Here is a 13716-nt window from a genome sequence, read left to right on the forward strand (position 1 = left end):
GGCCTGGAGGTGACCCCATGAGCGCCCCGATCCGCTTTCCCGCACGCTCCCCGCGGAGCCTGCGTCGCAGCTTCGAGCGGTTCGCCCGCCTCCCGCGCGCGCTCGGCGCAGTGCTGGCGTGCTGCATGCTGCTGGCGCTGGAGACGGTGCACGCGCTCGGCCTGCCGCCGCAGCTCGTGGCGAGCACGGTCGGGCTGCGCGAGGTCGGCCGCGGCGAGCTGCGCTGGCTCGGCTTCAAGCTCTACGACGCCGCGCTGTGGGCGCGCGCGCCGGGCGAACAGGCCACGGCAGACGAGCACGTGCTGTCGATCCGCTACGCGCGCGCGGTCACGTCCGCGCGTCTGGTCGAGCTCAGCCTCGACGAGATGCGCCGCCTCGGTCTCGCCGACGAGCCGACGCTGGCGCGCTGGGGCGAGGCGCTCGCTGCCGCGCTGCCTTCGGTCGCGGCCGGAGACACGCTGACCGGCCTGCACCGTCCGGGGCAGGGCGCGGCCTTCTGGCACGACGGCCGCGCCACCGCCGAACTCGACGACCCGGCGCTGGCGCAGGCCTTCTTCGCCATCTGGCTCGACGAGCGCACCCGCGAGCCCGCGCTGCGCGCACGCCTGCTCGGGCTCGAGGAGGTCACGAGATGAGCGACCGCGCACGCGCCGCGCCGGATCGCCACCACGGGGGCGGAGCATGTGCCCGCGCGGCCTGCGCGCCTGGCGCCGGGCGTGCTCCGGATGCCGACCGCGTCGAGTGGGGTGCGCTGCTCGCCTACGGCGCCCTCGGCCTGCCACTCGCCTTCGCGGCGCTGCCGATCTACGTGCATGTGCCGCGCCTGTATGCGGAAGGCCTGGGCCTGTCGCTCGCGCTGGTCGGTGCCGTGCTGCTCGCGGCGCGCGTCGTCGACGCCATCACCGACCCGCTCATCGGCTGGGCCAGCGACCGCCTGCCGCGGCGCCGGCTGTGGGTCGCGCTGGCGCTGCCCGCGCTCGGCGCCGGCATGCTCGGCCTGCTGATCCCGCCCGCAGGCGCCGGGGCGGCGTGGCTGTTTGGCCTGCTGGTGGCGGTGTCGCTGGCCTATTCGGTGGCGAGCATCGCCTACAACGCCTGGGGCGCCGAGGTTGCCGCCACGCCGGCCGCGCGCACCCGCTTCGTCGCCAGCCGCGAGGCCTTCGCGCTCGTCGGTGTGGTGCTGGCGGCGGCGCTGCCGGGGCTGCTGGGCGAGGGGGTGATCGGTGGCACGGCTGGCGTCGGCCAGTCGGCGGTCGCCACTGAAGGCGGCGCCGCGGGCGGTGTCGGTGCGTCAGGGGGCGGTGGCGACGGCGGCGCGGCGGGGCTCGCACGGCTCGCCTGGCTTTTCCTTCCGCTGCTCGTGGTCTTCGGCCTGTGGACGCTGTGGCGTGCGCCCGCTCCGCCGCGGCTCGCTGCGACGCACGCGCCGATGTGGCGGGGCCTGCGCGCGGCGCTCGCCGACGCGGCCTTCCTCCGCCTGCTCGCGGTGTTCGCGGTCAATGGCATCGCCGCCGCGATCCCCTCGGCGACGGTGCTCTTCTTCGTCGCCGACGTGCTGCAGGCCGAGGCGCTTGCCGGCGCCTTCCTTGCCCTGTATTTCCTCGCCGCCGCGGCCGGGCTGCCGCTGTGGACGCGGCTGTCGCAGCGCATCGGCAAGCTGCGCGCCTGGCTCGCCGGCATGGCGCTCGCCGTGGCGGTGTTCGCCTGGGCAGGCCTGCTCGGCAGCGGCGATCTGCTCGCCTATGCCTGCATCTGCGCGCTCTCGGGCCTGGCGCTCGGCGCCGACCTCACCCTGCCGCCTTCCATGCTCGCGGACCTGCTCGCGCGCGGGCGGGCCGGGCGTGCGCCGGCCCGCTCGCGCGCGCTCGAGGCGGGTGCCTGCTTCGGCTGGTGGAGCTTCGTCACCAAGGCCAACCTGGCGCTCGCCGCCGGCCTGGCGCTGCCCCTGCTCGCGCTGCTCGGCTACGCCCCGGGCGCGCGCGAGCCCACTGCGGTCGCCGCGCTCGGGGCGGTGTACGGCTTCGCACCGGTCGCCCTCAAGCTCGCCGCCATCGCCCTGCTCTGGCACGGGCGAGCCGTGCTCGATCCCGGCACGGGAGACGACCCGCCCGGGATCGCGACTTGCGTCGCTCCCACAAGCGTCGACCGGCGCCGCAGTGGAAACGGCAGCGGGTGAGGCGGCCCGTAGGAGCGACGCAAGTCGCGATAACGCGGCGACCGGCGCTGGGGGGGGGAACGGCAGCGGGTGAGGCGGCCCGTAGGAGCGACGCAAGTCGCGATCGCAGCACCGACGCTGCGACGACGCAGCAAGCCGGAATCTGGTCGGAGGAGAGGAATCGTGAAACGCTTTTTCCTGATGTGCGTCGCCCTGATGGGGCTTTGGGGGTGCAGCAGCGTGAAGATCGACGAATACCGTGCCGAAACGCCCGTGCTCGAGCTGCGCGACTACTTCGACGGCACGATCGACGCCTGGGGCATGTTCCAGGACCGCTCGGGCAAGGTGGTCAAGCGCTTCCACGTGCTCATCGAGGCGAGCTGGCAGGGTGACACCGGCACGCTCGACGAACAGTTCACCTACTCCGACGGCACGACCCAGCGCCGCGTGTGGACGATCACGCGCCTCGGTCCCGGGCGCTACAGCGGCCGTGCCGACGACGTGGTCGGCGAGGCCGCCGGCGAGGCGGCCGGCAACGCGCTGCGCTGGCGCTACGTGCTGGCGCTGCCGGTGGATGGCAAGGTGTACAACGTCGACTTCGACGACTGGATGTTCCTGATGGACGAGCAGGTCATGCTCAACCGCTCGCTGATGAGCAAGTGGGGCTTCCGCCTCGGCGAGGTCACGCTGTCCTTCCACAAGAGGCCGCGCCCGTGACCGCACCGGCTGCCCGCCGCGGCGGGTTCGCGCCCCTCAACACGCCGATCCGCGAATGGGCGGGGCGGCGGGTGTGGATCGTCGGTGCGTCCTCGGGCATCGGCGAGGCGCTCGCGCTCGCGCTCGCCCGCAGGGGCGCGCGCCTGGCGCTCTCCGCGCGCGGGCGCGAGCGCCTCGAGGCGGTGTGCGCGGCCTGCGACGCGGCTGCCGGCGCGGGCCCGACCGCCGGGGACGCGGGCGCGCTCGCGAATGCGGCCGTCGAGCCTGCGCACCGCGCCGAGTCGCCCGCTTCCGCGGGAGTGCTCGCGCTTGCGCTCGACTTGTCGCGCGCGGGCGAGATCGAACGGGCGCGCGACCGGCTGCTCGCCGCCTGGGGCGGCATCGATCTCGTGGTCTTCAACGCCGGCACCTACCGCCCGTTGCGCGCCTGGGAGCTCACTGCGGAGGCCGTGCGCGAGACGCTGGAGACCAACCTCGTCGGCACCATGAGCGCCACCGCGGCAGTCCTGCCGACCCTGCTCGCGCAGGGTCACGGCGCCATCGCGCTGGTCGGCAGCGTCGCCGGCTACGGCGGACTGCCGAAGGCGCTCGTCTACGGCCCGTCCAAGGCGGCGCTGATCAACTTCGCCGAGGTCCTCCACCTCGACCTGTCGCCGCGCGGCATCGGCGTCTTCCTGATCGACCCCGGCTTCGTCGCCACGCCGCTGACCGCGCAGAACGACTTCGCCATGCCCGCGCTGCAGACGCCCGAGCAGGCGGCCGCTGCGATCGTCGACGGCTTCGCGCGCGGCGACTTCGAGATCCACTTCCCGAAGCGCTTCACGCGCGCGCTCAAGCTCCTGCAGCTGCTGCCGCGGCCGCTGTATTTCGCGCTGATCCGCCGCGCAACTGGCCTGTAGGGCTTGCCGCCATGACCGACCCGAAGCCTCCGGAGCACCTTCCATCGAGCGCCGCTTCGGCGGAACCCGTGCGGCAATCTCCCGCCCGGCGCCTGGCGCGCTTCTACGAGACGCTCACTCCCGCCGCACTGCCTGGGCTCGACCAGCTCTACGCCCCCGACGCGCGCTTCAAGGACCCCTTCAACGAGGTCGCCGGCACCGCCGCCATCGGCCGCATCTTCGCGCACATGTTCGCCACCGCCGAGGCGCCGCGCTTCGAGGTCACAGACTGCATCGAGCAGGGCGAGCAGGCGATGCTGGGCTGGGCGTTCCACTTCGCGCTGCGCGGACGGCCACTCGTGGTGCGCGGTGTCACGCATCTGCGCTTCGACGCCGACGGCCGCGTGGTGCTGCACCGCGACTACTGGGATGCCGCCGAGGAGCTGTACGAGAAGCTGCCGCTGATCGGCGCCCCGCTGCGCTGGCTGCGGCGCAGGATGTCGGCGGGGTGAGGTGTGGGGGGAGGTGACGGGAGCACTGCGATCGCGACTTGCGTCGCTCCCACAGGGGCCTTCGGAAGGCGCGGCGGTTTTTCGTAGGAGCGACGCAAGTCGCGATCCCCGCCGCGCGGGGAATCCGCGTCGGCGCGTGCTCCAGCGCTGCGATCGCGACTTGCGTCGCTCCCACAGGGGCCTTCGGAAGCGCGGCGGTTTTTCGTAGGAGCGACGCAAGTCGCGATTCCCCGTTGCGGCGCGGGTTCCGGCGTGCTGGCGAAGGGACTATCATCGACCCCTGATCCGCTTGCCCGTCCCCTCATGCCCTCCTGCCTCTGCGCGCCGCTGCGCACCCTCCTCCTCGCCGTCATCGCGCCCCTTCTCCTGCTCGCCGGCTGCACGCCCGCCGAGCCGGTGTTCAAGAGCACCGACATCACCGGCACGAGCTATGGCAAGACGCTGCGCCTTACAGACCACAACGGCCAGGAGCGCACGCTCGCCGACTTCAAGGGCAAGGTGGTGACGATCTTCTTCGGCTACACGCAATGCCCCGACGTCTGCCCCACCGCGCTGTCGGGCATGAGTACGGTGATGCAGGAGCTCGGCCCCGACGCCGAGCGCGTGCAGGTGCTCTTCGTCACCGTCGACCCCGAGCGCGACACGCCCGAGCTGCTCGCGCAGTACGTGCCGGTGTTCGATGCGCGCTTCCTCGGCCTCTACGGCACGCCCGAGAAGATCGCCGAGCTGGCGAAGGAATTCCGCGTGTTCTACCGCAAGAGCGGTGACCTCGCCGGCCACTACACCATCGACCACACCGCCGGCACCTACGTCTTCGGCCCCGACGGCCGGCCGCGGCTGTACGTGAGGCACGCCGAGGACCCGCAGGTGGTCGTGGCGGACATCAAGGCCTTGCTGGCGGGGAAGTGAGGGCGCGCGCTCCAAGGGAAAACGGCGGCCTCGGGCCGCCGTTTCGTTGTCTGGGGCGGGTGGTCACGCCACCGCGGCCAGCATCCCGCGCATCTTCTGCATCGCCTTGGCCTCGATCTGGCGGATGCGCTCGGCCGACACGCCGTATTCCGCCGCCAGCTCGTGCAGCGTGGCGCTGTCGCCCTCGGCGAGCCAGCGCCGCTGCACGATCGCGCGGCTGCGCTCGTCCAGGCTGGCGAGCGCGTCGCGCAGGCCGCTGTCCTGCAGGCGGGCGAGCTGAGCCTGCTCGACCTGCTCGGAGGGCTCGGCGTGCGGATCGGGCAGGTAGGCGATGGGTGCGAAGCGCTCGTCCTCGTCATCGCTGCCGGCGTCGAGCGGGATGTCGCGACCGCTCAGCCGCGTCTCCATCTCGACCACTTCCTCGGGCTTCACGCCCAGCTGCGCCGCGATCGAGCGCACCTCGGCGGGCTGCAGCGTGCTGCTGTCCTGCTTCATGCCGCGCAGGTTGAAGAAGAGCTTGCGCTGCGCCTTGGTGGTGGCGATCTTCACCAGGCGCCAGTTCTTCAGGATGTATTCGTGGATCTCGGCCTTGATCCAGTGGATCGCGAACGACACCAGACGCACACCGCGCGTGGGGTCGAAGCGCTTGACCGCCTTCATCAGTCCGATATTGCCTTCCTGGATCAGGTCGGCGTGGGGCAGGCCGTAGCCGAGGTAGCCGCGCGCGATCGCCACGACGACGCGCAGATGCGACATCACCAGTTGCCGTGCCGCATCCACGTCGCCCTCGTCGCGCAGCCGCGTCGCCAGTTCCACCTCCTGCTGCTCGCTCAGCATGGGCATGCGATTCACGCTCTGGATGTACTGGTCCAGGCTGCCGGCGGCGGGAACGGGAAAGGTCAGGGCTTGTGACATGGGCTGGAGTCCTCCTTGCGCATCAATCTTAGCACTCGGGGCGTGAGAGTGCTAAGGGGCGGCGGGAGTTCCGGAGTAGTCCTCGTCAGTCCTCGTCGGAGGACACCCAGTCCTCGACGCGCAAACCAGCAATGCGCCTGAACTCGCGCGTATTGTGGGTGACCACGGTGGCGTCTTCGGCCAGTGCATGGCAGGCGATCCACAGGTCGTTTGCGCCGATCGGTGTGCCGGCCTCCTTGAGGCGGGTGGCCTGTTCCGCGTAATGCCGGCAGATGGCTGGGTCGGCGGGATAGCGCACCGGTATCTGGCGCGCCAGGGAGTTCAGCCGCCGCAGCACCTCCGTCTTGCGGGTGCTGCGCTCGGCGCCCTTCAACAACTCTGCCCAGGTCACGAAAGACATGCACAGGGTGTCGCTATCAGGAAGTGCGTCGATGCGCTGCGCGATGCTGGGCGGCTGGTTCTTGATCAGGTAGATCAGGATATTGGTGTCGAGCAGGTAGATCACAGCGCCTCGCGCTCCTGCACCGGCAGCGGCGCTTCCCGCTCGGCCTCGAGCGCGGCGACGAAGTCGTCGTCCACTTCGCCCAGCGCTTTCAGGGCCTGCATCAGCGCGGTGCCACGCTGTACCCGCAAGGGGTGGATCACCAGGTCGCCCGCGTCGTTGCGCGTGATGCTGACGCGGTCGGTATCGAGGCGGAACTCTGCCGGGATGCGGACCGCCTGGCTGTTGCCGTTGTTGAAGACGCGGCTGGGCAGTGTTTCCATGGCATCACCTTTTGTAAATACGCTGGCGTGTGTATTTTAGTGCTCGCGTAGCAACAGCGCAAACGTCCGTTGTTTGTTTCGAGTGGGCGGGCTATGCCTCGAACTCGTAAGCCGACCGGTCTGCTGCGCTGCGCCCTTCATTCAACGCATGAGGAACTCGGCTGGCGTCAGGATGGGAATGCCGTGCCATGGGTTCAGCACAAGCAGATCCTTGTCTCCGCTGATGATCGCCGCGGCTTCGCCTGCGAGCGCAACGTCCAGGAACTTGTCGTCGCGCGGATCGCGGCAGGCCGCAACCCTGCGAATGATCGGCACGACCTGCATGACGCCGCCGAGCAGACGGATGAACTCGCGCCGGTCTTCTCGAGATGCATACGGGTCGAACTGGGGCCGTGCAAGCACTTCGACGAGCTCGGCCAGGGTTTCTTCCGAACCGAGCAGGTTGCCGCGGGCGAGCGCCTGATCGACCGCCTGGGCGGCGGTGCTGCGCGGTGCCAGCAGGCGGCTGACGAGCACGTTCGTGTCGACGACGAAGCGCAGGAATTCAGTCATCGGCGAGCAATTCGGCGAGCTTGTCCTCGGTCAGTCCCGCCGCTGCGGCTTTTTCGCCGACTGCGTCGCAAAAGCGCTGGAACTCGGCGACGTTGAGTCGTGTGAGGCGCTCGTACTCCTTCATCGACAGAACGACCGCGACATCGCGCTTCTGGCGGCGGATCACGACCGGTTCGTGTGCGGCCAGGTCGAGCACGCCGGCCAGCCCTTGCTTTGCTTCGGTGGCGGAGACAGTGCGCATGGTTGCCACTCCTTTTCGTTCTGGTGAGTTTGAATTGTATGTTTTGTACAAAATGTGCGCAATTTTGTATTGAATGAACCCGGGCATGCAGCATGCCCCAAGGCCTTGTTGCATTCGCATGCAACCATGGTCATGATCATGGTCATCGATTATCCAGGGAGTACGACCATGCAAACCATCCAGGCCTCCGAATTCAAGGCTCGCTGCCTCGCCCTGATGGATCAGGTGGCGGCCTCGGGCGAGATCCTTGTCGTCACGAAGAACGGCAAGCCGGTTGCCGAGCTGCATCCTTATCAGGGCGCGCGTGCATCGTCGCCTTTTGGTCTGCACCCGGGCGTGCGCATCCTGGGCGACATCGTGTCGCCGGTCGCCGACCAGGACTGGGAGGCCTTGTCGTGATCGTCCTCGATACGCATGTGCTCATCTGGATGGATGCCGACGATGCCGCGATCGGCCCGCAGGCGCGTGCGCGCATCGAACAGGCCTGGCGCGCGGGCGAGGTCGCGGTGAGCGCGATCAGCTTCTGGGAATGCGCAATGCTTGCGGACAAGGGGCGCATCGTCCTGCCGCTTGCTGTTGAAGGCTGGCGGGCGGGCCTGCTGGGCGCGGGGCTGGTCGAGATTGCGCTCGATGGACGCATCGTGCTGGCGGCGGCAGGGTTTGCGGATCTGAATCGCGACCCGGCAGACCGCTTCATCGCCGCTACCGCAGGCGTGCGCAACGCGACACTGGTGACGGCCGACGAGAAGCTGTTGGCATGGAATACGGGCCTGCCGCGGCTCGATGCGCGGCGCTGATCGGGCGTTCTGTTGCACGTCCGCAACACCAAAGCCTGGAATGTCGCGTTTTAGCGCTTCCAGGCTTGCAAGGCGGGCGGCAGGTTTGCAGAATCGCTCCAACTTCTCGCCAGAGAGGTGAGTAGGGCCAAGGCAGGTGCCAAGGTCTCAACTTCAAATTTGAGGAGAAACACATGCAAAAGAAACTGATCGCGCTGGCCATCGCCGGCCTCGTTTCGGCCCCGGCCTTCGCTCAGTCGAACGTGACCATCTACGGTGTGGCTGACGCTGGCCTGGCCGCCGGTTCGCACGGCGACACCGACTTCCGTGGTGTTCTGAGTGGCGTCCTGTCGGGCAGCCGCATCGGCTTCAAGGGCAGCGAAGACCTGGGCAACGGCCTGAAGGGCGTCTTCGTCCTGGAGCAGGGCTTCGACATCGGTAACGGCATTGCTTCGCCGGCCGTTGGTTCCGCTTCCGGCGCGACTGCTGGCCCCGAGTATGGTTCGACGAACGACACGACCGACGGCGACTCCGTCTTCTCGCGCCAAGCCTATGTTGGCCTGAGCGGCGCCTTCGGCACCGTCAGCGTCGGCCGTCAGTACGCTCCGGGCTATTTCTTCAACTACGATGCCGTCCTGGGTGCCTTCATTTCGCCGCAGTCGATCCTGTCGAACAATGCCGGCATGACCATCACCCCGAACAGCGCCGCTCGCTGGGACAACTCGGTCGCTTACACCGGTTCGTTCTCGGGCCTGACCGTTCGCGGCATCTGGGCTGCTCGCGGCAACGAACTGACCCGTTCGGGCGCGGTGGCTCCGGCGGTTGCGGGCACTTCGCCCAGCTACGACGACGCATACGGCCTGAGCGCGGACTACGCGAACGGCCCGCTGGCGGTTGGTGCGGTGTATCAACTGTCGAAGGGTAATAGCTTCACTGGCAATAGCAGCAAGCAGAAGGAATGGGGTGTCGGCGGTAGCTACGACCTCGGTATCGTGAAGCTGGCTGCTTCGTATCAAAACGCTGAGTCGCTGGCCAACACCAACAACAACGATGCCGACCTGTGGCAAGTTGGTGTGATCGTTCCGGTTGGCGCCGCTGGCAACGTCCACCTCGCCTACGGCGAAGTCGACTACGACAACGCGAACAAGACTGGTGCCGAAAGCTACACCCTGGCCTATACCCACGCTGTGTCGAAGCGCACCACCGCGTACGCTGGCTGGAACCGCACCACGAACGACAGCAACGCCTCGAAGTTCGGCCTGGTCCCGACCGTGTCGACCAACACCGGCGACGACTCCGACATCTTCACCGTCGGCGTGCGTCACACCTTCTAATCTGTCACCTCGACAGGTTTGAAAGTAAAAACGGGAGCTTCGGCTCCCGTTTTTTCGTCTACGCCCACGAGATCAAGGGGGGCTCCAGGGTCGGAGGGGGCTCCAGGGTCAGGTCTTTCATTTGCTCATTTCCCTCCCGTCGGTGGCTTCGTGATGGGAAATGGGGGATAGACCACGATTTCCCACTTTTGTGTCTCTTTCCCGCTGTGCTCGTAATCCGCCGGGGACGCGCGGGGCATTCCTTCTGCAGGCTGCGGAACTCGCTTCGCTCGGGCAGTCCTCGCCTGCGCCGGGAATGCCCAACATCCCGGGCTACGGTGATTGTGGCGGCGCGGCCCTTGGCGTGCGACAGAATGCGTCGCCCCTTCTCCGCAGTCAGTTGAGTGCTGCAGGCCGGGGGCAGGAAGCATTTCGCGGTGCGCCTGCTTCGCCCCCATCGAGTTCCACTTTTCGGTCGTGATGCGCCCACGGTTCCCGGATGCGTGCGGGGTGTTCCTGGAGAGGCGAGGACTGTCCGAGCCCGCAGGGCGAGTTCCGCAGCCTCCGAAGGAACGCCCCGTGCGCATCCTTCCCCGATGTGCTCGAGCTGCGCGGGTTGATGGGCTCCCCGCGGTCCGAGCGCCTGGTGCGCAACGGAAGTCGGGGACAGGCCACGATTTCGCGTTTTACGCCGCCACCTTCCTAATCTGCCGAGCGTAAGGTGTTCTCGTCGTTCACCCAGGCAAAGATGATGATTCTGGTCTTGGAGTCGAAGCGAAAGAACAACCGAAAGCGCCGGCCGATCTTGGCGCGGCGCCAGTGCCTGAACCCCGGCCCCATGGTATTGCCTTGTCGGTATTCTTCCCTGTTCGGATCGCCTGGAACGGTCTCGAAGATCAAATTCGCCAGCGCGGCAAACAGCTTGGTGTTTGCGTTGGATTCGTAGCGCTCTGGATCCTGCGCCCGCACGCGCGCGGCAGCGGCATCCAGTTTCTGGAGCTGCGCGATCAGGCAATCGTGGAAGAGCAGATTCCATCCGTGACGCTGGATCACAGCGCGACGTCGCCTTCGATGTCTTCGCGCAGATCCACGTGTTTGCCGAGCGCAGCGAGCATCGAGCGCGTCAGATCGTCGGGTAGCATCGTGATGTGCCGGCCGGAACGGAGTAACCGGTCACTGCGCGGCGTTGTTCTCCCGCCTACCCTCACGCGGAACAATCCCTCCCCAGTTCATCAGGGAGGAGGCGGCAGTGACGAGGGCGACAACGAGCATCAACAAGTGGCAGCGGCGTAGCCGCCAGGAATGGCAAACCGTGTTCGCGCGCTTTGCCGAGAGTGGGTTGGGAGTCGAGCCCTTTTGCGTACGGGAGGGACTGAGCGAGTCGACGTTCCGGCGCTGGCGTAGCGCACTGGGCGATGAGGCGCCGCCAGCGGTGCGCCCGGCCGCCCAGCAGGTGCCCGAGCCCACGGGCTTCGTCGACGCCGGCACGCTCAAACTCGGCGGCACGGGTCGCTTCGAGCTGCGGCTCGATCTGGGCGACGGCGTGATCCTTCACCTGTCGCGCGGCTGATGTTCTTCCCCGAAGGCGCCGTCCGGGTCCATGTCTATGGCCGCCCGGTCGACATGCGCAAATCCTTCGATGGGCTCTACGCGCTCACCCGTCAGGCGCTCGGGTGTGATCCGCTGTCGGGTGAGCTGTTCGTGTTCATCAATCGGCGCGGCACGCAGATGAAGGTGCTGTACTGGGATCGCACTGGATTCTGCGTGTGGGCCAAGCGCCTCGAGCAGGGGCGCTTCGTATCGAACTGGGCGCACGTCAGCACGCGCCAGATGGACTGGACCGGGCTCAAGCTGCTGCTCGAAGGCATCGAACCGGCACGCTACAAGCGCCGTTTCAGGCTGCCTGCGAACGTCGTGAAACCCGCATGAATGCTGGGCTTTGCGGTAAAATTTGGGTCATGCCCGCACCACATTCTGTGCCCGTTCCGACCTTTGCCGAGGCCGCCCAGTGGGCGCCCGAGCGTATCGTCGAACTGGTGCAGACGAACGTCGCCTTGCAGCGTGACCTGGAGGCGATGCGGCTCGAATTTACGGCGCTCAAGCATCAGCTCGAGTGGTTCCGCCGCCAGCTCTTCGGCCAGAAGAGCGAGAAGCGCCTGGTGTCACCCGACCCGACGCAGATGTATCTTGGCCAGTTGCCGATCCCCGACACACAGCCCGATGTCCCCGGCAAGACCGTGGCCGGACACACCCGCCGCGCCTCGCGCATCGACTTCGCCCAGAGCAAGGACGAATCGGCGCTGTTCTTCGACGAGACCCGCGTACCGGTCGAGACCATCACGCTCGCCAACCCCGAGGCCGAGGGGCTGGCTCCCGACCAGTTCGAGGTGATCGGCGAGAAGGTCAGCCACCGCCTGGCGCAGCGCCCGGGCAGCTACGTGATCCTCAAATATGTGCGCCCGGTCATCAAGCGCCGCGACACGCAGACGATCCACTGTCCGGCAGCACCCGCCGGGGTGATCGAGGGCAGCCGCGCTGATGTGAGTTTCCTGGTCGGGCTGCTGCTCGACAAGTTCGCCTGGCACCTGCCGCTCTACCGCCAACATCAGCGCCTGGCCGACGCCGGCATCACGGTCAGCCGCGCCTGGCTCACGCAACTGGCCACGCAGGCGGGGGCGCTGCTCACGCCGATCTATGAGGCGCAGCTGGCCTCGATCCGCGCCAGCCGCGTCAAGGCCATGGACGAGACCCCGATCAAGGCCGGCCGTGCCGGCCCGGGCAAGATGAAGGCCTGCTACTTCTGGCCGGTCTATGGCGAGCTGCACGAGATCTGCTTCCCCTTCTTCGAGAGCCGCGCGCACAGCAACGTCGAGAAGGTGCTCGGGCTCAAGCCGGTCGAAGGCAGTGTGCTGCTCTCGGACGGCTACGGTGCCTACGAGACCTACGCCAGCAAGACCGGGCTCACGCACGCACAGTGCTGGACCCATTGCCGCCGTGAGTTCATCAACGCCGAAGCGGCCGAGCCCGAGCTGGCGGCCAAGGCGCTCGAGTTCATCGGTGCGCTCTACACGGTCGAAGCGAAGATCCGCGACGCTAAACTCAAGGGTGAGGCCAAGCGCGAGTACCGGCTCGATCACGCCCGCCCGATCGTGGCGGCCTTCTTCACCTGGGTGCAGGAACGCCTGGATGCGCAGGGGCTGCTGCCCAGCAGCCCGCTGACCAAGGCGCTCGCCTACGCGCACAAGCGGCGAGCCGCCCTGGAGGTGTTCCTCGCGGACCCGGAGGTGCCGATCGACACCAACCACCTCGAACGGGCGCTACGGCCGATTCCGATCGGTCGAAAAAACTGGATGTTCAGCTGGACCGAGCTCGGTGCCCAGCACGTCGGCGTCGTCCAGAGCCTGATCGCAACCTGTCGGCTGCACGAGATCGATCCGTACGACTATCTCGTCGACGTGCTCCAGCGCGTCGGCCAGCACCCGGCCGCCGACGTCGCACAGCTCACGCCCAGGCTGTGGAAGCCGCACTTCGGCAAGGCGCCGTTGCGCTCGGATATCTCAAGGCGCGTGGCATAGCAACGACGCCGCTGGCTGAGCGCTTACGGAACGGATATCTTTTTCGAGAATAGCGAGGAAGCTGCCGATTGCGGGATCCTCGTGCGCGATTTCGGTTGCGCGCGTCACGATCACTCGGTCGCCGGTGAGGTCGAAGGCGACCTTGCCTCCAACATCCACCCCCAGGGCCTGACGAATGGACTTGGGTAGCGTGATCTGACCTTTGGATGTGATGGTTGCGACTTCGTGAATTGCCGGCATGGTGAGCCTCCGGGGAATCGATATTGAGGCTGAAAGTAAGGAACGATCCTTACTTTGTCAAGTGGCGGAAATAAAGGGGACCCCTAGGGTCAGGTCTTTCATTTGCTCATTCACCCGCCCCCGCCGTGGACGCGAGCTCTTGCTTTGGTCTTGCCTTCCGGATTATCT

Annotated in this window: 19 protein-coding genes; 12 read left to right on the top strand and 7 right to left on the bottom strand. The window is 67.6% G+C overall.

Annotated features, from left to right (window positions below):
• The first annotated feature begins 17 nt into the window (after positions 1-17).
• The 6 genes from ACZ5PP_RS17550 to ACZ5PP_RS17575 all read left to right on the top strand — a co-directional run bounded on the left by ACZ5PP_RS17550 (position 18) and on the right by ACZ5PP_RS17575 (position 5171).
• A complete protein-coding gene (locus tag ACZ5PP_RS17550; protein WP_004323816.1) occupies positions 18-635 on the top strand; it encodes a chalcone isomerase family protein in 618 nt (205 codons plus the stop codon).
• On the top strand, positions 632-2176 hold the full coding sequence (locus ACZ5PP_RS17555; RefSeq protein WP_464826379.1) for an MFS transporter: 1545 nt from the start codon (positions 632-634) through the stop codon (positions 2174-2176). Before ACZ5PP_RS17550 ends, ACZ5PP_RS17555 begins: the two co-directional genes overlap by 4 nt.
• A 162-nt stretch (positions 2177-2338) precedes the next feature.
• The gene (locus tag ACZ5PP_RS17560) at positions 2339-2872 is read left to right on the top strand and encodes a DUF3833 domain-containing protein (protein WP_004330039.1); all 534 of its coding nucleotides are present in this window, start codon (positions 2339-2341) and stop codon (positions 2870-2872) included.
• A complete protein-coding gene (locus ACZ5PP_RS17565; protein ID WP_464826380.1) occupies positions 2869-3771 on the top strand; it encodes an SDR family NAD(P)-dependent oxidoreductase in 903 nt (300 codons plus the stop codon). The genes ACZ5PP_RS17560 and ACZ5PP_RS17565 overlap by 4 nt, the downstream gene beginning before the upstream one ends.
• Before the next feature lie 11 nt (positions 3772-3782).
• Positions 3783-4262, top strand: a complete 480-nt coding sequence (locus tag ACZ5PP_RS17570; protein ID WP_197068775.1) for a nuclear transport factor 2 family protein — start codon at positions 3783-3785, stop codon at positions 4260-4262.
• Positions 4263-4565: 303 nt separating this feature from the next.
• Entirely contained in the window at positions 4566-5171 is a 606-nt protein-coding gene (locus ACZ5PP_RS17575; RefSeq protein ID WP_464826381.1) for an SCO family protein, read from the top strand.
• 63 nt (positions 5172-5234) lie between these two features.
• Here ACZ5PP_RS17575 and rpoH read toward each other — a convergent pair whose 3' ends face one another.
• The 5 genes from rpoH to ACZ5PP_RS17600 all read right to left on the bottom strand — a co-directional run bounded on the left by rpoH (position 5235) and on the right by ACZ5PP_RS17600 (position 7644).
• Positions 5235-6086, bottom strand: coding sequence for an RNA polymerase sigma factor RpoH (rpoH, locus tag ACZ5PP_RS17580; RefSeq protein WP_012584822.1), 852 nt, complete (start codon positions 6084-6086; stop codon positions 5235-5237).
• 85 nt (positions 6087-6171) lie between these two features.
• On the bottom strand, positions 6172-6591 hold the full coding sequence (locus ACZ5PP_RS17585; RefSeq protein ID WP_004303911.1) for a type II toxin-antitoxin system VapC family toxin: 420 nt from the start codon (positions 6589-6591) through the stop codon (positions 6172-6174).
• Positions 6588-6851, bottom strand: coding sequence for an antitoxin (locus tag ACZ5PP_RS17590; RefSeq protein WP_004303913.1), 264 nt, complete (start codon positions 6849-6851; stop codon positions 6588-6590). The genes ACZ5PP_RS17585 and ACZ5PP_RS17590 overlap by 4 nt, the downstream gene beginning before the upstream one ends.
• Positions 6852-6992: 141 nt before the next feature.
• The gene (locus ACZ5PP_RS17595; protein ID WP_464826382.1) at positions 6993-7403 is read right to left on the bottom strand and encodes a putative toxin-antitoxin system toxin component, PIN family; all 411 of its coding nucleotides are present in this window, start codon (positions 7401-7403) and stop codon (positions 6993-6995) included.
• Positions 7396-7644, bottom strand: a complete 249-nt coding sequence (locus ACZ5PP_RS17600; RefSeq protein WP_004303917.1) for a type II toxin-antitoxin system Phd/YefM family antitoxin — start codon at positions 7642-7644, stop codon at positions 7396-7398. The genes ACZ5PP_RS17595 and ACZ5PP_RS17600 overlap by 8 nt, the downstream gene beginning before the upstream one ends.
• Positions 7645-7776: 132 nt before the next feature.
• Between ACZ5PP_RS17600 and ACZ5PP_RS17605 the strand changes: the two genes are divergently transcribed.
• The 3 genes from ACZ5PP_RS17605 to ACZ5PP_RS17615 all read left to right on the top strand — a co-directional run bounded on the left by ACZ5PP_RS17605 (position 7777) and on the right by ACZ5PP_RS17615 (position 9754).
• Positions 7777-8043: a type II toxin-antitoxin system Phd/YefM family antitoxin gene (locus ACZ5PP_RS17605; RefSeq protein WP_004303919.1), complete on the top strand. Its 267-nt coding sequence runs from the start codon at positions 7777-7779 to the stop codon at positions 8041-8043.
• Positions 8040-8441, top strand: coding sequence for a type II toxin-antitoxin system VapC family toxin (locus ACZ5PP_RS17610; RefSeq protein ID WP_004303921.1), 402 nt, complete (start codon positions 8040-8042; stop codon positions 8439-8441). The genes ACZ5PP_RS17605 and ACZ5PP_RS17610 overlap by 4 nt, the downstream gene beginning before the upstream one ends.
• Before the next feature lie 173 nt (positions 8442-8614).
• Positions 8615-9754, top strand: coding sequence for a porin (locus ACZ5PP_RS17615; protein ID WP_004303922.1), 1140 nt, complete (start codon positions 8615-8617; stop codon positions 9752-9754).
• 681 nt (positions 9755-10435) lie between these two features.
• On the opposite strand, the gene ACZ5PP_RS17620 is transcribed toward ACZ5PP_RS17615, so the two are convergent.
• Positions 10436-10786 (bottom strand): type II toxin-antitoxin system YhaV family toxin, encoded by a 351-nt coding sequence (locus tag ACZ5PP_RS17620; RefSeq protein WP_004303924.1) that lies wholly within the window; start codon positions 10784-10786, stop codon positions 10436-10438.
• Between the two features lie 259 nt (positions 10787-11045).
• Here ACZ5PP_RS17620 and tnpA point away from each other — a divergent pair, with 259 nt between their 5' ends.
• From tnpA to tnpC, 3 genes are read left to right on the top strand one after another with little or no spacing between them, the layout of a single operon-like run.
• Positions 11046-11303 (top strand): IS66 family insertion sequence element accessory protein TnpA, encoded by a 258-nt coding sequence (tnpA, locus tag ACZ5PP_RS17625; protein ID WP_464826383.1) that lies wholly within the window; start codon positions 11046-11048, stop codon positions 11301-11303.
• Positions 11303-11662, top strand: a complete 360-nt coding sequence (gene tnpB, locus ACZ5PP_RS17630) for an IS66 family insertion sequence element accessory protein TnpB (protein ID WP_464826384.1) — start codon at positions 11303-11305, stop codon at positions 11660-11662. Before tnpA ends, tnpB begins: the two co-directional genes overlap by 1 nt.
• Before the next feature lie 29 nt (positions 11663-11691).
• Positions 11692-13308, top strand: coding sequence for an IS66 family transposase (gene tnpC / locus ACZ5PP_RS17635; RefSeq protein ID WP_464826385.1), 1617 nt, complete (start codon positions 11692-11694; stop codon positions 13306-13308).
• On the opposite strand, the gene ACZ5PP_RS17640 is transcribed toward tnpC, so the two are convergent.
• Entirely contained in the window at positions 13291-13548 is a 258-nt protein-coding gene (locus ACZ5PP_RS17640) for a type II toxin-antitoxin system PrlF family antitoxin (RefSeq protein WP_464826386.1), read from the bottom strand. The two genes, tnpC and ACZ5PP_RS17640, sit on opposite strands and share 18 nt — an antisense overlap.
• Positions 13549-13716: the final 168 nt, after the last annotated feature.

The organism is Thauera sp. DNT-1 (assembly GCF_055393985.1).